This window comes from Hydrogenophaga sp. GW101-3F08 (assembly GCF_059424585.1).
In genome coordinates this window covers 178247-196557 of sequence record NZ_JBWKZP010000001.1, presented here as the reverse complement: position 1 = coordinate 196557, position 18311 = coordinate 178247, and the positions used below count along the sequence as shown (strand labels likewise).

Below are 18311 nucleotides of genomic sequence, written 5' to 3'. Positions count from 1 at the left end.
AGAGGGTGTCACTCGGCCCGGCGCCGCACGCCGGTGTAGGGGTCCCGCACGAAGCGCCCGGCCATCCCCGAAAACTCATCGGGTGGCCAGCCGCCCGCCGGCACCGGCATGGGCACTCGCGGCGGCTCTTCTGGCGCGACCACGGCGGTGCCATCGGCCGTGGCCGCGTGCGCATCCGGCGCAGCCGGGCCCACGCTCTCGGGGTCCGGCGCCGCCCGGCCGGCAGGCTTCTTCGTTGTTGCCATGGTCATCACTCCTTCCAGCATCAAAACCGCACATCCAGGCCCAGCACCAGCCAGCCATAGGGGTGCTCCAGCTGCTCGCTCTGGCGAAACTCCTTCGGCAGCGCAGACCCCACCCCGCTCGGGTACGACGTCCAGGCCAGCAAGTCCTGCAGCAGCGCCAGCTCCGCCTGCTCGATGGCCACCGGCTGCGTCGCCTCGTCCACCACCAGGAAGCACACCAGCGCCACCTCCATCGTCCCCAGCTGCCCCTCGCGGCCCAGGTAGTTCGCGAACTGCCCGCCGCCCCGGCTCACCACGCACACCAGGCCCGCCAGCAGCTGCTCGCGATCGGCCGCGGCCGGGTCCACCAGCCCGCGCTGCACAAACCGCCCGGGCAGCGCCGCCGTCAGGCTGGCCAGCACCGCATCCAGTCCAGCGTTCGCGTCGCTCATGCCGTTGCCCCGTTACCGCCCGCGCGGTTCGCCTGTTCCACCAGGCGCTGCACCACCGCCGCCATCCGCTGCGGCACCGTGCGCTCCATCACCAGCGCCACCGGCTCCACGAATGGCTGCGCGCGCAGCCCCTTGTGCTTCACATGCCAGCTCAGCCCCATGTACCGGTCGCGCAGCTCCAGCTCCCGCGCCGTGAACCGCTTCGTGCCCGCCCGGGCCCGGCGCACCCCTGCAAACGCCTTGCTCGCCAGCCAGTCCACGATCGGCTTGGCCGCCGGGTCAAAAAAGCGCGGCAAGTGCTTGCCAGGGCGCTGGCCCTTCTCCCGAAACAGCCCGTGCGCCACCCCCGGGCGCACCTCCCAGGTGTTCGGCGCCGGCATGCTCACCGCAATCGAATTCACCAGCGTGCTGCGCCACTTCGGCGCCAGGTCGCGCATCTTGCGAGCCGCCTCCTGCGCCAGCCGGGCCATCTCAGCCCACAGCGCGCTCTCCATCGCCTGGCCATGCGCCTCCAGCGCCGCCGTCACGCGGTACACGCCCGGGTCGCCCGCCGTGTTCATCTGCGCGCCTCCCTGAACTGCTGCATCAGCTGCTCCGCCAGCGCGGCCGGCGTGCTGTTGCGCGGCGTGCCGCTCATCCCGTCGCGCAGCTGCACCGGCTTCGAGGCGTTGCGAATCGCCAGTTCCTTCATCGCCTCCACCTGGGCCCGCAGCAACAGCAGCCCCCGGTCCAGCTCGTTCACCGTCGTCTCGCCAGCCGTCGCGCCCAGCACGTGGCGGGCGAAATACCAGAACCGCAGCTCCGTCCCGTAGCACGCCAGCAGCGCCAGCGTCGGCGCCGGCTCCAGCACCACCCACCAGGCCGCGCCGTCCCACTCCGTGGCAATGCGCGGCACCGCGCCCGGGTAGCCAGGCTCCCAGGGCTTCGGTGCGCGGCGCGGGTCCGCCCACTCGCTCAGCTTGAAGGCCGCGAAGTCATCCACCGGCACGGCATAGCGCGACAGGTCGGCCTGCAGCGACACACTCGCCAGGCGGCTCACCGGCCGCTTGAACTGCATGTCCGGCAGCGACTGCGAAAGGAACCGCTTGAAATCCGCGTCATCGGTCGCCTTGAACACCGCCGCACTGTCGTGCAGCGACGTCTTCAGGTCCGCCACCAGGTCAGCCAGCGCCATGCCCATGGTCAGGCCTTGCCATCTTCCAGATCGGCCTGCACCTCCAGCCGCGCCTGATCCATCAGCAGGGTCCGGCCCTCTTCGCCAATGGCCGCCAGCTCATCGGCCGTCAGCGCGTCCAGCTGCTTCTGGTAGGCCACCTGCACCAGCGCTTCAAACTCGGCCTGCGCCTGCCCTTCATCCAGGCGGGCGTTCGCGCGCTTGAGCTGCTCGGCCGCCACAGCGTCCAGCAGGCTCTTGCGCGGCGTGCCGTCCGCGCCCTCGATCGTCACCACCAGATCCAGCGCCTCGCCCGTCAACTGCGGCAGCTGAGCCACCACGCTCTTCACGTTTCCCTTGAGCATGTCGGCGATCAGCTGCGCCAGCGTCGGGCCCGCCGCGGCCACCGGTGCCGGCCGCGCATCGCTCAGCTCCGGCGCCGTGTCGGCCACGTCGATGTGGCGCCCCTCGCCCGGCGGGATCAACTTGCCACCCACGAACATCACGTTCCTGCCCGTGTTCTCGATGTACTGCACACCCATGTCACTCTCCTTGGTTTGCCAGCACCCCGCCGGCACGCACGGCCGGCGGGGGGTCTACGCTTCGCTCTTGGTGGGTGTGGGTTACGCAGCACGCGCCACGCGGCCGGTGGCGCTGTACACCACCACGCTGGTCAGGCTGTTCTTCAGCTGCGTCGGGGTGTGGATGCCCAGCCACTGCGTGCCGAAGGTTTCCTTCTGGTCGATGAACTGGCCCTGCGCGTTGCGGGCCTGCTCCAGCGGGTTCATGGCAAACGGCTTGACCATGCGGAAACGGCTGTTCGCCCGCTCGCCCACCAGGATGCGGGTGTCACCCATCATCAAGCCCGGTGCCGTGGTGTTGAAGGTCGGCAGCGCCTTGATCTGGCCCAGCGAACCATCGGGCGCCAGCCCGGTGGCCACCCGCGAGGCGTTCGCCTCGAAGCTGCGCGCCTGGCTGATCGCGTTGTCCAGGTGCGCGCTCATCAGGATCATGTTCGGGGTGTAGAAGCGGTCCGTGCTCATCACCGCCTTGCGACCGCCGATCACCGTCAGCAGCCGGTCATAGCGGTCCTTCACATCCTCATTGGCCACCGCATCGCTGTCCCACTTCACCACGTTCGTGGTGTAGAAGCCTCCCACCGTCAACACCCAGGCTGCGGTAGGGGCCACCGCCGCGCCGCTCTCGTCCACGAAACGCAGCTCGCCCAGGTTCCAGTCCATGATGTAGTACAGCCCGGCCGCCAGCGCCGAGCCATCCGCCGGCAGCACGTATTCCGAGCGCAACACCGCGTTCAGCGTCACCGTCAGCGCGTTCAGCGTGGTGCCCACCTGGTTGCCCTGCAGGTCGTACACCTTGCGCGGGCGCACCACCGGAAACTTCGTCGTCACGAACACCTTGTTCGTGCCATCCACCTGGGCCGTCAGCGTGTCGGTGAAAGCCAGCGCGCCGTACTCGTCGGCGCTGCACACCAGCTCATTGCAGTTCAGCGCCTCGGTGTCCTCGCCCACGATCCGCACGATGTTGCGGATGTTCTCCGTCACCGGGTCGAAGTCGATCACGCTCGCGCTCATCAGCATGCGCAGCTCCTCCGACACCCGGAAGCCCAGCTTCTGCGGGATCGGGCGGGTTTCTTCCTGCGTCTGGATCACACCCGAATTGCGAATGCCCTGGCCCTCGTAGCGGCGCAGCGCGTTCACCCCAGCCGCCGCCGTGTCGCGGTAGCTGTAGGGGATGGTCATCACCTGGGCAAACGGGGCCGTGCCCACGTTCATGAAATTCATGCTGATCAGGTTGAAGAGCGATTCACGCAGCACCGTGCGCTCGGCCACGGCAGGCACCGCCACATCGCTCACCAGGCCGGTGCCGCTGGCCAGCGCCTTGTGCTCGGCGTCCAGGCGCGCGCCGTGGATCGAGTCGTACTGCGCCAGCGCCTTCTCGGCGAAGTCCTTGTTCTTGGCCAGCAGCTTGCCGCCCGTCTTCTCGTAACGCTCGGCCTCGCTCATGCGGTCATAGCCCAGGCGCTTGTCGATCTGCTCCTGCAGCGCCTTGATGCCGTTGGAGCTGTCCACCGTGATGTGCACGCTGCCGCTGGGCGGGGCATAGCCCAGCGTCACCAGCTTGTGCGCCGCGCTCAGCTGCTTCACGTGCTCGATCTGCACCTGTGCCAGCGCCTTCACCGCGTCATCGGTCGACACGGCCGTGATCATCGGCAACAGCGGCTCGCACAGCTTCTTCACGCCCTCGGGCGTCAGCGTCTTGTCGGCGTCGGCAATCGTGTCGCTCAGCAGCTTGTGCTTGGCCGCCAGAGAGGTCGCAGCGGCAGCCGCGGCCGTTTCGCGTTCGGCCAGCAGACGGGCCACCTCGGCGCCCACGTCCACGGTCTGCGCAGGCGCGGCCAGGGTGATCGTCACCGGGCCGGTTTTGCCCTGGTCGGCCAGCGCCTTGATCTGGTCAGATACCGCCTTGCCGATGCCCTCCCAGCTGGTCATCGCGGCCAGCGCCTTGGTCTGGTCGCCGCCGGCGGCGTCGAAAGCGGTCTTCGCCTCGGCCAGCAGCTTGGTCAGCGCGTCGCCGGAAATGCCCATGGCCAGGTATTTGGCCTTCAGTTGTTCGAGCCAGTTCATGTTCGTTTGCTCCGAGAGTTCGTTGATAAGTTGGGTGCTCACAGCCAGGCGGAACGACTGCGCGTCGTCATCGGCCTGCGACAGCTGCACCGGGTCCAGGTTCTTGATCACGGGCCGCGTCGTCAGGCCAGCACCCAGCAGCACACAGCCGTGGGCTTCCTTGGTCTCGTTGTCGCGCCAGTTTTCGTGGTACTCCGCGCTCAGGTAGGCGAAGCCACGCTTCTTCACCGCGTCCAGGCCGAACTCCGTCCACCCCACCAAGGCGCGCAGCCGGCCGTTCTCCACAGACAGCTTCAACACCTTGGCCGCCGCGCCATCGTTCGGTCGGTGCGCCACATCGATGAACACGTCCTGCCCCAGAACGCCCTTGACGAAGTTCTCATTCATCTGCAGCAGATGGGTCGGCGTGATCATGAAATCGCCGTAGCGCGGGTCGCTGAAATTGCCCGTCCGGGTCAACGTCACCCAGCTCTGCGTCTGCCCCTCCGCCAGCTCGACGCGCTGCGACAGAAACCGCACCGTTCCAGGTGGGCTGTTGGTCGTGTCATCGTCGGAAAGCAGGATGTGCCGGCCCGGCACGGCAACGCCGAAAGCGCCAGCCGACACGGCCAGCGCAGACGCTGCAAGAGACAGTAGGGAACGCTTCATGGTGCCTGTTCGCGGTAGTTACGCGAATGGCATCGTCCCTGTGATTCGGGCGCAAAAAAAGGGGGCAATCTGCCCCCCTCCGGTTCTTCAATCAGCCGCCCAACCGGGCCATCGACCGGACGCTACGTGCCGGTCATTGTGGTGTTCGACGGATTACCCCAGTCGGGGTCTGGGTGCGTTCCGTTCGGCCCGTAAATCTCCTCAAGTTCCAGGCACTCGCCGCCGCACTCCGGGCAATGCCTCGAATCCGTCCGGCTTTCGTCGCCCTGCCAAGCGCACTCGATGCACTCAACGTCAACGCCTCTGCTGTTGTTTGTCATGTCGAACTCTCCTATCGAGCGGACCCGTTGGGCCGCTCATTGCCGGTGTTGAACAACACGCCTTTGAGCGCCACCATGGCTGTCTCGCAGTTGCCGCGCTCCATCAGCAGCGAGCCGGCGTGCTGAGCTGTTCCCAGTGCCTCGAACGCGGCGACCACGCGCCGCGCGGCAGCTTCGATGGCTTGCAGGTACTCAATTTCCAAAGCCTGAGATTGCAAATGCAGGTTCCAGCCTCTGAATCTGTCGGCGTCCCTGGCGTAGGTGTACCCGTCGCCGGTCGCGCTTCGCGTCGGGCTGTTGAAACCGTTCCATCGCATCGCGGTTTCAAATGCAACCATGTTTTGTTCAACGTCCATCGTTTCTCTCCGGTGTGGTGCTGTTCAACTCGGCGCGCCAGTCGGACCGCCTACGGCGGTCCGCTGCGCTCTGTGTTGGTCCCTTAACCCAGCGTCCACTTAATGCCTACGATGATCAGGCCCGCCGACACGATGCCGAGTCCCCACACCATCGCGGCTGTCCAGAAGCTCTGCGAGGCAAACACAGTTCCCGCGAATAACCCGCCAGACACCAGCACCAGCAAGGCCCAGCCCGCCAGTCGTCTTGCAACGTCCATCTCGTTCCTCCCCCAACGGGCCCAACACTGCACCTATTCGCCAGCCTTCAGCGTGCCCGCGCTGATGCTGTTCGGCACACGCATCCCGAGCGCCTGATAGAGCCGTTGCGCCAACTCATAGTCCTGGGCCGCCAGGAAAGCCGGGTTCACGTCCTGCACAGCACCAAACCACTGGCGCATCAAGTTCGCCTCATCGGTAGTGATCGTGATCGCCTCGCCCATCGCCACCACCTAGGCCACCGTGGCGGGCTTCATCCGCTGCACAGCAGCGTCCAGATCCTGCAACCCTTTGAGATACCAGAAGTGCTCGGCCTCACCGTAGTCGAACGGCGCCACAGAGTGCGTGGCGAACGGGACCCCATAAGGGCCTTTTTCAAGGTCAAGGCGAACCGTCTTCGTGGTGCCGTCTAGCTGGATCGACCGATCAATGGCCGAACGATCCAACTCGACGGGCAGCAGGTCGACCGCGCCCACGAGCACCGCGCGCACCTCTGTCGTTTCCTTCAAATAAACCGGAATCCTCATGATCTGCTCCTCTGTTCGTGGCCCTTGCGCGCCACCGTGTGCCAAATGTCCCACCCATCCTTGAGCAACTGCCGCAGCCCAAACATCTGCGCCATCGCCAGTTCACCGTCAGGCCCGAAAGGCGGCAGCTCGCAAGCCAGGCGGGCAGTGTAGCCACCGCTCGCCTGGCTCACTGCAAGCATTTTGCATCCTGGCCCATTGGGACACGAGGCACGCCCGCCGCAACGGCAATTCCGTCAACCACGTTCTCAAGATTCGCCTGCACGCTCACCAGCAGCCCGACGAACAGGCCAGCGCTCAGCTTGTATTCCGGCGGGCAACCGCGCAGCAGCTCGATCAGCGCAGCCACGCTGGTGCGGGCGTCTTCGGCGGATGCCAAGGTGTCAGGCAGTTCGTCCATGGCGGGCATCATGCTGCACCACCTTCCAAAAACAGCAGAGGCTGCACCGCGCCGTTCTGATAGACCGTTTCCATCACGGTATCGCCTGTCGGTTCGTCTCCGTCCCAACCATCCGGCCAGGTCTGCGCAGCAATCAGGGCACGGATGCGTGCCTCTTCTTCGGCGTTGATCAGGTTGATCTCTGGGCGGCCCAGCGTTCGTGCGGCGGAATTGCAATCGGATTGAATGGTCAGGACCCGATCCAGGGCCATCAACCGGGCTTCAAAGGTCAGCGGTCCCATGCGTTGGGGATTTTTTGCAATGCTGCCGTTTTTCAATCTCTCGGCTCCAGCCTTTTTCAACCGGTGCTTAGGTTCACGCAACTCTCGCCACAGCGGCTTAATACCGCGAAGCGGTGCAAGGTAGGCCCAATTCGGAAGCGAGAGGATGGACTCCAGGGCCTTTTCCTCCTGTGCCAGAGCGCATCCTATGCAGCCAGTGCGCGCATTGATTTCCTCGGCTTCGTCTCCGCCATAGGCATCAGCGACCATGGCCGTTGACCAGTCTCCGAACTCGACGCGAGGCGCCCAGTGTTTGAGCCATTCCCAGACATGGCACACCCGCCAGTGCAGCAACGGTGCCAGCGTGGCGATCCGACCGCGCAGACCTTTGGCGTTGGGCAACACTTGCTGATACCAGCCCTGGCCACACTCGGCACCATCCTTGCCGCAGCTCATCTCAATGCGGCGATCTCGGATGGCGCTCTCACCCTGACGGACACCGGTGATCATCAGGATCTGTCCTTCGATATCGGCGATTCGATCACGCAGCGCCTGTTCCATCGGGTCAATCTTGATTTGCCTGGTGCACCAGCGGAGCGTGTTGTTGTTTGGTGGTGGAACACCCCGGCCCAAGATGTAGACCATGAAACGTTTGTCCATCGGGGCGCACACTACATCGACGCGAATGCCGCGCTCTCGCAGTTCATCCATGATCTGCTCGGCGGCAATGGCCAGAGGTGGAAGCTCCTGCCGGGTGTCGGCGTAAAAGACAGTGAGAGTTTGCGGCGCGACGATCTTTCCGGTGTCGATCAGCCAACAAATGAGTGTCAGCGTGGCGGTGCTGTCTTTCCCGCCAGACCAGGCTACGCCCCAGTGAGGGTGATCCGGCCCGTAGGCCTGCAGTGATTGAATCGTCAGGTCAATGGATTCCGTCATCTGCAGGCGCTTTCCGCCGTCGAAGAACGATGCTTGTCCCGAGCTCATGATGCACCCCCTTCAACCTGAGACGCGCGGTACTGGTCGGCCTCTTCCTTCGTCGCCAGCTCGAAACGCGGGTGGTGCTTTCCGTCCGGTGTGATCACCTCGAACTGGTGCACCTGAAACAACCCGCCCAAGGTCCAGTTGCAAGGCCTGCCATCCGGTTGCCTCGGCGGACTGCCTGCTCCAGTGAAGCGGCCGACGCAGGAAAAGCCCAGATACGTCTCCACTTCGTCAAAGTCTTTTCCGGCCCCGGCGCGGATCAGGTCCTTTCCCATCTGCAGCGTCTTGCACATGGGACAGCGGAACACGATCTCATCGCGGCGAGAGGCCTGCGCCTCGCAGGCAGCGTGGAACTCGTCAAGCGTCATCGTCTTCATGCTGCACCGCCTTCCAGCTGCAGCCTGGCACACACCGCGCGCACAACCTTCTGCAGCGGCTCACGGATCAGGCGGGTCTGCTTCGTGCCGGTGAACTGTTCTACCAGCTCGCGCGCCAGTTGGTGATGTGCGGTCACCGGGCCCCAAATCGCCAGCAGATCGAAGGCTTCCCCTTCGGCCAGAAGCTGCGGTCGCAGGCGCTTTTCCAGCACCAGCAGGTACAGGGCCGGGTCGGCGGTGCTGAGCAGCATCACGCCCCAGCCCTTGACCTCCAGTGCCACCAGATAGCCGGTGCGCTGGTCGGACAGGTCGGCAAACCGCGCGCGGGTGACGCCCAGCCAGCTGCCGCTGTAGCAGGGAGCCGACACAGGCAGCCCGGTATGTTGCAGGCTCACATACTGAGCCTGTTCGGTGATAGAGTGCATCCGCTTCTTCCTTTCGAGTGGTATCGGGGGTTGGGCACTTGACGCCCCGGCTGTTGACGCAGCCGGGGCGTTTCCTTTGGTGGGGTCAGGTTGCACGAGCGGCCTTTCGGTCGCGCTGCTCCTGCAGCAACGCCACGATTTCAGCGTTCAAGCTGCGGTCGTGTTCAACGGCCTGGTGCTTGAGCCACTTGCGCAACTCATCAGGGAGTCGAAGAGACACCGGCCGTGCCTGCTCGGTCTTTGCCTCAGGTTTCTGGTTCATGGATTCCTTTCATTCACACCGGATTTGGTGTGGATGAAATTTAGATTCTTTTGTTGTGGATGTCAATATGTATCTTTGAAAGAATACTTTTTGACATCCACAATCCATCCCATGACAGACCGGCACCAAGCTCCCGCCTACCCGCTCCGACTCCCGGCAGACCTGAAAGAGCAGGTCACAAAGTCGGCATATGTGGCCGGTCGCAGCTTCAATGCCGAAGTGGCCGCGCGGTTGCGCGACTCGTTCAGCAACGGCGGTGCTGCGCTCCCTCAAGCAGTCCAGGACGCCGTAGACGACGAAATCGAAGCCCGAGGCGGCACGCCAGAGGAAGCCCTCACGCGCCTGGTGCTGCTGGGTCAGAGCAAGGGCGGAACGGTCTTCCAGGTCACCATCCAGCCGGGCGCCAAGCTGCAGGACATCTCAACGGTGATCGAGGCTGCAAAGCTCGTGGTGCCGCCCAACGCCGACATGTTCATGGAGCGGAAATGAGGCCCATCGATGCGCGATGAAAACATCAGGGACCGGGCCGAAGCGCTCTGTGAAAACATCGCGACGACACGTGGGATGCACGCCTTGAAAAAAGACGTCAAGGCCGGTCGATTCGGCCAAATGACACCCTACGCAGAGGTCTGGCTGCGGCGGCAGGCCATGGCCCCAGCCATCAGGGCCCTGTGGTCGTTCCTGGTCGGCGCTGCAACCATCGGCGCCTTGGTTGTCGCGTGTCGACCTGCATAGCAGCGGGTATCAGCGCGGCGCCATATCCAGTCGATCCAGTTCACCCGGTTCGGCGATGCCCTGCAGCACCTGAACCGCCAGCAATGAGCGGTTGATCGCATGGGTGAACAGGTCGGTCAACGCCTCGTCCAGGTAGTAGCACGGTGCCACCTCATAGCCGTCATCAACGCGCAGCCAGTCGTGCCGCTCCGGCGTTTCCCACATGAACGCAGCACAGGCCTTGCTGGAACACTTCCCAGCCACCAGCGCGGCTTCCACCGCCTGGGCCACGCCAGCGACGGCGCCGCGCTCGATGTTCCAGATACTCGAGTCAAGCACCAAGCCGCCCGCGGCCACGAACGCCCGCCAGAACAACACAGACGGCTGCGGATGGTCCCATTGGGCCAGCGGCATGCCGGGTATTTGCTGGGCCAGCATTGCGCGCAGCGCGGCGCGGGTGGCCTGCCGCGTCTGGGTATTGATCAAGGCTGTCTCCTGCAAATGAACCGGTCCAGCCGGGTTTTGTTCTTGTGGTCCGCCACCGTCAGCCACTGCATGTTGTCCCGGTGGTCGGCTCCTCCAGCGCACAGCGGATGCCGGTGATCCACCTCCCACCCTGGGCAGGCACCACGGCGCAGGCCTGTTGCTGGGCAGGGGTTGTGCCGCATGAAGGCGGCGCGCTCGGCAGCACTGCGGGCTGCAGCGCTGCCAGCCGGTGCAACCCCGACGGTCAGCGCAAGAGCAAGGGTGAGCGTCGTCCAGGCTTTCACTTCTCAGGTGACTTTGGATCTGGTTTGAGGCTTCCAAAGTCCCGAATGCCCGGGACCACTTGCCGCAGCTTTGCCGCCAGCTCGCCCTCGTTCACGCGCCACACGGTGCCGTCGACGAGCCGCACCGCCCTGACGTAAGCCACGGCCGTATAGGTGCCTTCATGTCCGATTTCGATGGTCCCGTCGCGCGCCTGCTCGCCGGGCAGCAATGGAGACCAGTCCACGCTGTTCTTGCCTTGCACCTCGAAGCGTGTGCCGATCTGGCGCTGGTCGAACGGGTCGTACTTCAGCACGATGATTTCAGTGGCCACCACCGGTTGCTTCCCGATGTTCTTCCAGGTCAACCCCTGCTCAAAACGGTCCCGCCGATCGCGGCTCGTGTTCTGGAAGCTGAATTCACTCAGCTCGATGTGTGGGCTGACGTTGACGATGATGGCCTTGCGATCCTGAAAGTTCTGCTGGGCAAAAGCCAACATGGCCGGAACAGTCAGGACAGAAGCGACGATGAGACGGCGAAGCACGTGGAGACTCCCTTGAGACGGTTGAGGAAGCCTGAATGCTACCGCCCTACTCCTCCGCCTCCATCTTGAAGCGCTTGTTCAGCACCCGCGTCACCGCCGCGGGGATGGTGCCGTCCGGGTAGATCATTTCCAGCCGCTGCAGCTGGCGCAGCGCGGCGGCCATGCCGGGCCGGCTGTCGCCGGTCAGGTCGGCCAGCGCGTCGGTGTCCACCTCCACACAATCCCAGGCCGCGGTCAGCGAGTCGTCGTCGGGCCAGTCCTTCACCACCCGCACCAGCAGCGGCGACCAGCTCAGCACGTAGCGGCGCAGCGTCTTGTCATCCAGCACCAACAGAGCGCGAGCCGGCGGGAACCGGTCCTTGATCTCCACCAGGTAGGAAGACAGAAGGCGTGGGTTCACAGCACCCCCTGCCGCTCAAGCCGAGCCGTCACCGCCCGCAGCGGCGCGCGGATCATCCCCTTCGAGCGCAGCAACCCAGCGTCGAAGTACTGCGCCTTCGTCACGCCCAGCACACCGGCCCGAACCTCCGGCGCCAGCCGCTGCAGCGCCTGCAGCTCGGTTTCCTTGCCCGCCCGGTCCGCATCCGTCACCTCATCGGCAAACGCCACCTGCACAAAGCTCAGCGTGTTCGGGTGCGCGGGCCAGGGCGTGGCCTCCCGGCTCGGGTAGACGCCCTTGCCCAGGCCGTGCAGGTTCTGCGAGGCCAGCAGGTCGCAAATGTCCGGCTCCGGGTGCGCCGGGCTCAGCAGGAACTTGAACCCCACGAACCCCGGCGTTTTCTCCGCCCCGGCCATGTACGCCTCGCCGTGCGCCCGGTTGATCTCGGTGCGAAACACCCGGTCCGCCTTCCACACCTCCGCCCCGTCGCCGGTGTGCAGCAGATCGGCCACGCGCGCCAGCGCCGGCCCCTTGGCCCGGTTCAACTGCAGGGCCAGCTCCGGCGGTACCGGCTGGCCGGCGTAGGCCAGCTCAGCCGCCGCCCGGCTCGCGCTCCAGCCCTGCACCACCGCGTTCCCGATCGCGCGCTGCAGCACCTCCTTCGCCCCCTGATCCAGCCGCCAAAGCCGGTCACTCAGCTGCAGGCCATCGGCCGCGGTGAACGTCTGCACGAACCGCACCGCATCCTGGCTGACCCGCATCGCCGCGGCGCTGTCCAGCACCGCCTGCGCTGGCCCGGCGGCCCCCACAGCGGCCACCCCCTGGGCGGTGTACGGCCGCACGCCCAGCGCCGCCGCATCGGCCAGCCGGTCCATCAGCAGATCGTCACGGCGCTGGGACAGCGCAGCCAGAATGTCCTCGATCTGCCGCAGCAGCGCCTGCAGGCCCTCGCGCGGCACCATGTTGCTGCCGTCCAGCCGGCTCGAGATGGCCGCGCGCACCTGCTCCGCCGCATCGGTGTAGATCTGCAGCTGCTCCTTCACGGTGGCCGCATCCAGCTCGCGCATGGCGTTGCGCGCCTGCTGGCTGCCCCGGCGGATCGCGGCGGCGGTTTTCATGGTCAGGCGCCAGGGTGGTCAGGCCGTGGCGTGCCGTTCAGGTCGGCCAGCGCATCGGCCATGGTCAGGTCCACGGCAGGCTCGTAGGTCTGCTCGAAGATGTCAGGCTTGCAGGGGTAGTGCTCGCCCTTCACCCCGGTGATGATCCAGTCCCCCGGCGTCACCACCATGCGGCCTTCAAGGGTCTCGATCAGGCCGTAGTCCGCTGGCGCATCCTTCCAGCCCTGGTCCATCATGTACCGCGTCAGTAGCGATGGGTGGTCGGCCACAGGCTCTTCCTTCCCTGCCTTGACTTCGTACATGGCAAACGGCAGGCCGACGCCGTGCTTCTGAGCGATCGCCCCAGCAGGATCAACGGCAAGCCAGCAATTTGCCATCGGCTGCGATGCCTGGTGCAGGCCGTCCACGTAGTAGTAGTGCCCGTGAATATCGAACCGGATCACAGCCGGAACAAAGGTCACAGCAGGGTGGTCGCCATCCTTGAACCACTGCACGGCATTGATCGTCACGGGTTTCTTGCGATAGAGCATGGTCAGTCTTTCTTGAAGTGGTCGGCAACGCGGTCGGGATACCAGGCACGCGCGGCGCTGCCGGCGTAGGTCTTCGGGCATGCCTGAATGCTGTGTTCGGTGCTGCCGCAGTAGGTGCAGCGCAGGTTCTGGCGGGCCACCGAGCCGCCGGCCGTCTTGGGGCACAGCTCAATGGTGTGTGAGTGGCTACCGCAGTAGCTGCAATGCATCACGCCCGCCCCTTCCCGCCATTGCTCCCCGGCTGGCTCACCGCCGTGGCGCTCTCGCCCTTGGGTGCGTTGCCCGGCGTCACGCTCACCCGGGGAGGCGCCACCGCCCTCCCCCCCACCGCGCCAGGCACCGGGTACGGGTCGGTCCGCTTCGCCTGCTCCTTGCGCTTCTCCGCCAGCGTGTCCGGGTCGTAGCCCAGCAACAGGTCGATCTCGTCCTGCGGGATGCCCAGCGCCATGTGCTTCAGCGCCAGGTCGGCCACCTGGTTCGGCGTCTCGGTGCGCCGCTCGGCAAACCGCACCGTGAACTCGTCGGGTCCGGGGTCCATGCCGCGGAACAGCAGGTGGATGCGGAACGCCACCACATAGGCCCCGGCCAGCAGGTCCTGCAGGCCGTCCACCTCGTCGTAGTAGCCGCGCTTCAGGTCCTCCAGAATGTCGCGCGCCAGCCCGCCGGTGTAGCCAAACAGGCCCTTGGGCGCCGGGCTGCCGGCAAAGAACGTGTCCAGCAGGTGCGCCACGTCGCCAATGTCGCCCAGCGTCTCGTCGCCACTGATCGCCGTCACACCGCCCTTGCGGTTCAGGTAGAAGTCGGTCGTGATTTCCGCCTTCTCGCCTTCCACATCCTTGCGGTACTGCTTCAGCGTCGGATCGTCCGCCCCCTCCAGCACGTGCACCAGCCGCAGCGGCGCGCGGTGCCGGCGGCGGATCACCAGGTCCTCCTCGGTCATCACCAGCTTGCGCCAGGTGCTGGCCACCGCGTCCAGCCACGGCCGGCCCATGCTGCCCAGGTCATCGAAATTCAGCGGGTCCAGCCGGCTCATCATCAGCTGCCAGGCCGGAAAGCTGGCCAGCGTCTGCCCGGTCATCACGTCGCGCTGCTCGTAGGCCGCGGCCGGGTTCTTGAACCGGCCCCCCGCGTCCACCAGCGGCACGATCGTGTCCGAAGGCATGCGCAGCGCCGCCATCACCTGCCGCTGTTCGCCCGCCGCGCCATCGTCCAGCACCAGCTGGTGCGCCAGGTTGCCCTCCATCACCAGCCCGCGCGCGTCGCTCTTGAGCTTTTCCGAGCGGCCCAGCTGCAGCCGCGCCACAAACCCGGCCCACTCGCGCTTCAGCGTCTCGCTGCTGCCCTTCTCGCTCACCTCCAGCACCAGCCCACCCCGGATCACGTCGCGCGCCACCCGACCGTGCACGCTCTTCACCCGCCCGTCCTTCTGGTCCATCTCGCGCATCAGCCGCACCAGAGCGCGCCGGTCGTAGTCGATGAACATCGTGCGGTACGTCCGCTCCAGCGACTCATCGCTGGCCAGCCGCGACCCCTTCTCCCCCGGCAGGCTCGATGCGAACGGGGTCAGGCTCTGCCACAGCATCGCCAAGCCCTGCTTTGCGGTTTCAAGTCGTGTTTTCATGCGGGCAATCCCAATGCGCCGGGCATGCCCAGCAGGTTCTCCCGGCTCACGCGCCGGTGTTCGATCACGGTCGGCGCGTCCGCCAGGCCACGGGTCAGCAGCGCGTACACGCCGGCCATCGCCGCGTCAAACAAGTCGTCGCCCGTCTTGCGGTCCACCATCTGGAAGCTGCTGTAGCTCGCCTGGGTGGGCACCGCCTTCATGTTCCCCAGCTGCCGGCAGAACGCCAGCCACTCCTCGGGCTCGCGCTCGTTCGCCGTGTCCACGTAGGGGAACGCGGCCCGGTTGTGGTGGAAAGCCTCGCGCAGCGCGCTGGCCATCACGTGCTTGGTCATCCCCTCGAACCGCATCGGCGCAAACGCCCAGCCGGCCCAGGCGCTGCCCGTGCTCTGCCCGTCCAGCACCGTCTCGCGGTTGATGTGCGTCAGGCCCCGGCGGAACAGCTCATCGTTCACCGCCGTCAACATGCCCACGCCGTAGGCGTCGCCGATCGCGTAATCCGGGCGGAAGTAGTCCCACAGCGCAACCAGGTCCTTGGCCAACAACCGGTCATCCACCCCCGGCTGCCACAGCTTCACGAACGGGAACGTGATCCAGTTGCCCAGCTGCTCCGTCACCACCAGCGCGCTCTTCGACGCCGCCGGGTCCTCGCCGTGGCCGGTGTGGTCATAGCCGAAGCTCAGCAACCCACGCCGCTTGTACCGCTGGCCCGGCACCGGCCCCACCCGCTCCAGCCCGGCCTCCAGGCCCAGGGCCGACGCGCGCCGGATGTGCTCCTCCCAGATCCAGTTCCGTGCCTTGATGTTCTGGCACAGGAACTGCCGGATGTACTCCTCCGGCGGCAGCTGGATGCGCATGCTCTCCGCCCAGCTCGGGTCCACCATGCCCAGCTCCACCCCCAGGTGCACGTCCACCGCCGGCAGCGTGTGGTATTCCCCGGTGTCGATCAGCCGCTGCAGCACGTCCGCGCCCTTGTACACCCCGCTGATGCGGATGCTCGGCTTGAACTCCGTCGTTTTGCGGTCCACGCCCAGGCGCCGCGCCGCGCCCAGCATCGGCAGGAAGCGGCTCATCAGCCGGTCCTGCGGCATGTCGTCGGTCTCCTCCAGGCTCGCCATCGTGATCGAGTCGCCGTCGATCTGGCTCATGATCCCGTAGGCGCTCGCCTTGGAGCCGTTCACGAACGCAAACGACGTGTCCTTCAGCTGCGGCCGCCCCTGCTTGTGGGCAATGAACGCGCTCAGCATCTCACTGCGCCGAATGCCGTCGATCAGGTAGTTCAGATTGTTCTGGCTCTGCTGCATCCGAGGCGCCACGATGCCCAGCTCCTGGTGCGGCGTCGTGGCCAGCCCCTCCAGGTGGTACATCTCTTTCACCGCCGTCTTGCCCGTGCGCCGGCTGGAAAAATCCACCGTGTTGCGGTGCTCATCCATCTCCTGCATCTTCAGCAGCTGGATCGGGTCCAGCTCCACGTTGTGCACGTACTTGTGCCACAGTGCGTGCGGCCGAATGCCCGTGCCAGGGTCCGGCATGGCGTACTTCATGATCGCCCGCTCCGCCACGATGCTGCTCTTGGCCCGCTCGGCAGCGCTCGTCCTCACGACTGCCCCCGCGCCTGAAACTCCACCAGCACCGGGTCCGCCGCCTTGCGCTTCTGCGCCGCCTCGATCTGCTCGCGCGCGCGCTGCGTGGCGTCCAGCATCCGGGCCCCGAACGCCGCCATGCTCTCCCGCGTGTCCTCATCGTCCTTCAGCCGGCCCTTGAACACATCGTCCTCGGCGTCCGCCGCGCGCACCGTCATGCCCAGGTCGTTCATGCTCAGGCCCAGGCGGCTCACCAGCTCCGTCACCGCCTTGATCGCCGGGTTGCTCTGCCGGTTCATGATGTACTGCCGCTCGCCCTGGGCATCCAGGTACGTCAGCGTCACCGGATTGCCCTCGCGGTCGAGCTCCACCCGAGGCTGCGTGATCGTGATGCCCTCGCCCAGCACCTCCTGAATCGCCATCTGCAGCATCGCCGTCAAGCTGGCAGCCAGGTCAGCATGCAGCCCGGACAGCTTGCGCGGGTCGCGCTGCTCGAACGCCGCATGGTGCAACATGAAAATCTCGGTCTGCTTCACGCACGCCGATTGCTGCCCACACCACACCCGATCCACATCACACCGGGCACAAAACGAATAGCGGTCAGGCTTGGCTGGGAAGTAGGTCGCCGTGCGCGCCGTCATCCCGTGCTTCATCGCGTTGAAGCGCGTGCGCAGCGCCTCCTCGGCGGTCGGGTGGCCCTCTAGGTTGCGCGCCGTGGCGGCCTTGCCATCGTCGGTGCGTGGCCCGGTGGCGGTCTGGTGCGCCTTCATCAAAGCGCGCTCCCAGCTCGCCTGCGGCTGGTGCTCCGCCTTGCACCTCGGGCAATGGGCGAAATAGGCGAACGGGTGGTATTCCTGCTCGGGCAGCGGCTCCACCAGATCAGGCGCACCCGTCCACGAGGCGCGGCATGAACCGCACCTGAAAGCGACGTGCGAAAGCTCAGCCGACCAGTCCTTGGGCATGCCCCATCATCAGCGGGGCACAGGCGCAAAAAAAGGGGGCAATCTGCCCCCTTTCGGACCAATTTGCAGGTGTCAGCAGGATGGTCAGGACGAACGTCCGCCAGCCAGCAACGCCGCCTTCTGCGCCGCGAACTCCTCATTCGTCAGCCGCCCGTCATCGAGCAGCTTCGCCAGCTTGGTCAGCTCATCGGCAACCGAGACGCCCGCAGTCGGCCCTGCGTTCGCCAGCACCCTGATCGACTCGATCTGCCGTTCATGCTCTTCGCGTCGTTCCTGATCGCGCCGGGCGTCATCGGACCGCTTTTCCGCCAGTCGCCGCGCCTCCTTCGCCAGGTCTGGTTTGACCAACAGCACGATCATCGCAACCAGAGGCGAAAGCAGCAGGGACAACAAGAAGTAGTCGGCCCAAATCCGGCCGCGGCTGGACGCCCACCACCCAAGAAGAACCGAAAAAACCACCCAGAAGAAAAGGAACTCCACACTTCACCCCCGATATTGCTGCAGCTTGGAAACACCAGACAAAGCGCCACCGTATCCAGCCGGCAGCGCGTGCAGCAGATCATAAAGTGATCCCGACACCACAAAGAAAAAGGGCCGGCCCTTGCGAGCCGGCCCCAGTTCAGTTTTTCCTTGCAACAGGAAAGTCGAGGAGACGGAACGAATACTGCCACCTCATCCCGCGCTCGCAAAGCTGATAGGCTCTGTCTGTCCACGCCCAACACCCATGAACGGCCTCAAAATCTCCAGCACCTGTGTTCGTAGTGACGCCGTTTCCGGGAGCCAGAACACGTTAAACAACAAAGGCCTTCTTCGGAAGGCCTTTGTTGT

At 65.6% G+C, this 18311-nt stretch carries 27 protein-coding genes; 2 read left to right on the top strand and 25 right to left on the bottom strand.

What is annotated here, in order from left to right; all coding sequences use genetic code 11:
- Positions 1–8: 8 nt before the first annotated feature.
- The 15 genes from AC07YZ_RS00970 to AC07YZ_RS00900 all read right to left on the bottom strand — a co-directional run bounded on the left by AC07YZ_RS00970 (position 9) and on the right by AC07YZ_RS00900 (position 9285).
- Positions 9–245 (bottom strand): hypothetical protein, encoded by a 237-nt coding sequence (locus tag AC07YZ_RS00970; protein ID WP_494793361.1) that lies wholly within the window; start codon positions 243–245, stop codon positions 9–11.
- A gap of 20 nt (positions 246–265) precedes the next feature.
- Complete coding sequence (locus tag AC07YZ_RS00965; protein WP_494793360.1) at positions 266–676, bottom strand: hypothetical protein; 411 nt, start codon at positions 674–676, stop codon at positions 266–268.
- Positions 673–1236, bottom strand: a complete 564-nt coding sequence (locus AC07YZ_RS00960) for a hypothetical protein (RefSeq protein ID WP_494793359.1) — start codon at positions 1234–1236, stop codon at positions 673–675. Before AC07YZ_RS00960 ends, AC07YZ_RS00965 begins: the two co-directional genes overlap by 4 nt.
- Entirely contained in the window at positions 1233–1850 is a 618-nt protein-coding gene (locus tag AC07YZ_RS00955; RefSeq protein WP_494793358.1) for a hypothetical protein, read from the bottom strand. The genes AC07YZ_RS00960 and AC07YZ_RS00955 overlap by 4 nt, the downstream gene beginning before the upstream one ends.
- An 8-nt stretch (positions 1851–1858) precedes the next feature.
- Entirely contained in the window at positions 1859–2371 is a 513-nt protein-coding gene (locus AC07YZ_RS00950; RefSeq protein ID WP_494793357.1) for a hypothetical protein, read from the bottom strand.
- An 81-nt stretch (positions 2372–2452) separates the two neighbouring features.
- Positions 2453–5122, bottom strand: coding sequence for a hypothetical protein (locus AC07YZ_RS00945; RefSeq protein ID WP_494793356.1), 2670 nt, complete (start codon positions 5120–5122; stop codon positions 2453–2455).
- Between the two features lie 331 nt (positions 5123–5453).
- Entirely contained in the window at positions 5454–5798 is a 345-nt protein-coding gene (locus tag AC07YZ_RS00940) for a hypothetical protein (protein WP_494793355.1), read from the bottom strand.
- Positions 5799–5881: 83 nt separating this feature from the next.
- Positions 5882–6055 carry a hypothetical protein gene (locus AC07YZ_RS00935; protein WP_494793354.1) on the bottom strand — a complete coding sequence of 58 codons (174 nt, stop codon included), beginning with the start codon at positions 6053–6055 and terminating at the stop codon, positions 5882–5884.
- 33 nt (positions 6056–6088) lie between these two features.
- Positions 6089–6277, bottom strand: coding sequence for a hypothetical protein (locus AC07YZ_RS00930; protein WP_494793353.1), 189 nt, complete (start codon positions 6275–6277; stop codon positions 6089–6091).
- Positions 6278–6286: 9 nt separating this feature from the next.
- The gene (locus AC07YZ_RS00925; protein WP_494793352.1) at positions 6287–6580 is read right to left on the bottom strand and encodes a hypothetical protein; all 294 of its coding nucleotides are present in this window, start codon (positions 6578–6580) and stop codon (positions 6287–6289) included.
- A gap of 169 nt (positions 6581–6749) precedes the next feature.
- Positions 6750–6980, bottom strand: a complete 231-nt coding sequence (locus AC07YZ_RS00920; RefSeq protein ID WP_494793351.1) for a hypothetical protein — start codon at positions 6978–6980, stop codon at positions 6750–6752.
- 8 nt (positions 6981–6988) lie between these two features.
- Positions 6989–8224, bottom strand: coding sequence for a phosphoadenosine phosphosulfate reductase domain-containing protein (locus tag AC07YZ_RS00915; RefSeq protein ID WP_494793350.1), 1236 nt, complete (start codon positions 8222–8224; stop codon positions 6989–6991).
- Positions 8221–8598, bottom strand: a complete 378-nt coding sequence (locus AC07YZ_RS00910) for a VVA0879 family protein (RefSeq protein ID WP_494793349.1) — start codon at positions 8596–8598, stop codon at positions 8221–8223. Before AC07YZ_RS00910 ends, AC07YZ_RS00915 begins: the two co-directional genes overlap by 4 nt.
- Positions 8595–9023 (bottom strand): hypothetical protein, encoded by a 429-nt coding sequence (locus AC07YZ_RS00905; protein ID WP_494793348.1) that lies wholly within the window; start codon positions 9021–9023, stop codon positions 8595–8597. The genes AC07YZ_RS00910 and AC07YZ_RS00905 overlap by 4 nt, the downstream gene beginning before the upstream one ends.
- A gap of 85 nt (positions 9024–9108) precedes the next feature.
- Entirely contained in the window at positions 9109–9285 is a 177-nt protein-coding gene (locus tag AC07YZ_RS00900; protein ID WP_494793347.1) for an Arc family DNA-binding protein, read from the bottom strand.
- A gap of 111 nt (positions 9286–9396) precedes the next feature.
- On the opposite strand from AC07YZ_RS00900, the gene AC07YZ_RS00895 reads away from it, so the two are divergent.
- Complete coding sequence (locus AC07YZ_RS00895; RefSeq protein ID WP_494793346.1) at positions 9397–9774, top strand: Arc family DNA-binding protein; 378 nt, start codon at positions 9397–9399, stop codon at positions 9772–9774.
- A gap of 9 nt (positions 9775–9783) precedes the next feature.
- Complete coding sequence (locus AC07YZ_RS00890; RefSeq protein ID WP_494793345.1) at positions 9784–10020, top strand: hypothetical protein; 237 nt, start codon at positions 9784–9786, stop codon at positions 10018–10020.
- Positions 10021–10029: 9 nt separating this feature from the next.
- On the opposite strand, the gene AC07YZ_RS00885 is transcribed toward AC07YZ_RS00890, so the two are convergent.
- From AC07YZ_RS00885 to AC07YZ_RS00840, 10 genes are all read right to left on the bottom strand, one after another.
- Entirely contained in the window at positions 10030–10485 is a 456-nt protein-coding gene (locus AC07YZ_RS00885; RefSeq protein ID WP_494793344.1) for a hypothetical protein, read from the bottom strand.
- 280 nt (positions 10486–10765) lie between these two features.
- Positions 10766–11290, bottom strand: a complete 525-nt coding sequence (locus tag AC07YZ_RS00880; RefSeq protein ID WP_494793343.1) for a hypothetical protein — start codon at positions 11288–11290, stop codon at positions 10766–10768.
- A 46-nt stretch (positions 11291–11336) separates the two neighbouring features.
- A complete protein-coding gene (locus tag AC07YZ_RS00875; RefSeq protein WP_494793342.1) occupies positions 11337–11690 on the bottom strand; it encodes a hypothetical protein in 354 nt (117 codons plus the stop codon).
- The gene (locus AC07YZ_RS00870) at positions 11687–12787 is read right to left on the bottom strand and encodes a hypothetical protein (protein ID WP_494793341.1); all 1101 of its coding nucleotides are present in this window, start codon (positions 12785–12787) and stop codon (positions 11687–11689) included. Before AC07YZ_RS00870 ends, AC07YZ_RS00875 begins: the two co-directional genes overlap by 4 nt.
- Positions 12788–12789: 2 nt before the next feature.
- Entirely contained in the window at positions 12790–13317 is a 528-nt protein-coding gene (locus AC07YZ_RS00865) for a hypothetical protein (RefSeq protein ID WP_494793340.1), read from the bottom strand.
- Positions 13318–13319: 2 nt separating this feature from the next.
- Entirely contained in the window at positions 13320–13526 is a 207-nt protein-coding gene (locus AC07YZ_RS00860) for a hypothetical protein (RefSeq protein ID WP_494793339.1), read from the bottom strand.
- On the bottom strand, positions 13526–14938 hold the full coding sequence (locus AC07YZ_RS00855) for a hypothetical protein (RefSeq protein ID WP_494793338.1): 1413 nt from the start codon (positions 14936–14938) through the stop codon (positions 13526–13528). The genes AC07YZ_RS00860 and AC07YZ_RS00855 overlap by 1 nt, the downstream gene beginning before the upstream one ends.
- Positions 14935–16539 (bottom strand): hypothetical protein, encoded by a 1605-nt coding sequence (locus AC07YZ_RS00850; protein ID WP_494793337.1) that lies wholly within the window; start codon positions 16537–16539, stop codon positions 14935–14937. Before AC07YZ_RS00850 ends, AC07YZ_RS00855 begins: the two co-directional genes overlap by 4 nt.
- Positions 16536–17483 carry a hypothetical protein gene (locus AC07YZ_RS00845; protein WP_494793336.1) on the bottom strand — a complete coding sequence of 316 codons (948 nt, stop codon included), beginning with the start codon at positions 17481–17483 and terminating at the stop codon, positions 16536–16538. Before AC07YZ_RS00845 ends, AC07YZ_RS00850 begins: the two co-directional genes overlap by 4 nt.
- An 84-nt stretch (positions 17484–17567) precedes the next feature.
- Positions 17568–17963 (bottom strand): SHOCT domain-containing protein, encoded by a 396-nt coding sequence (locus AC07YZ_RS00840; protein ID WP_494793335.1) that lies wholly within the window; start codon positions 17961–17963, stop codon positions 17568–17570.
- Positions 17964–18311 lie beyond the last annotated feature (348 nt).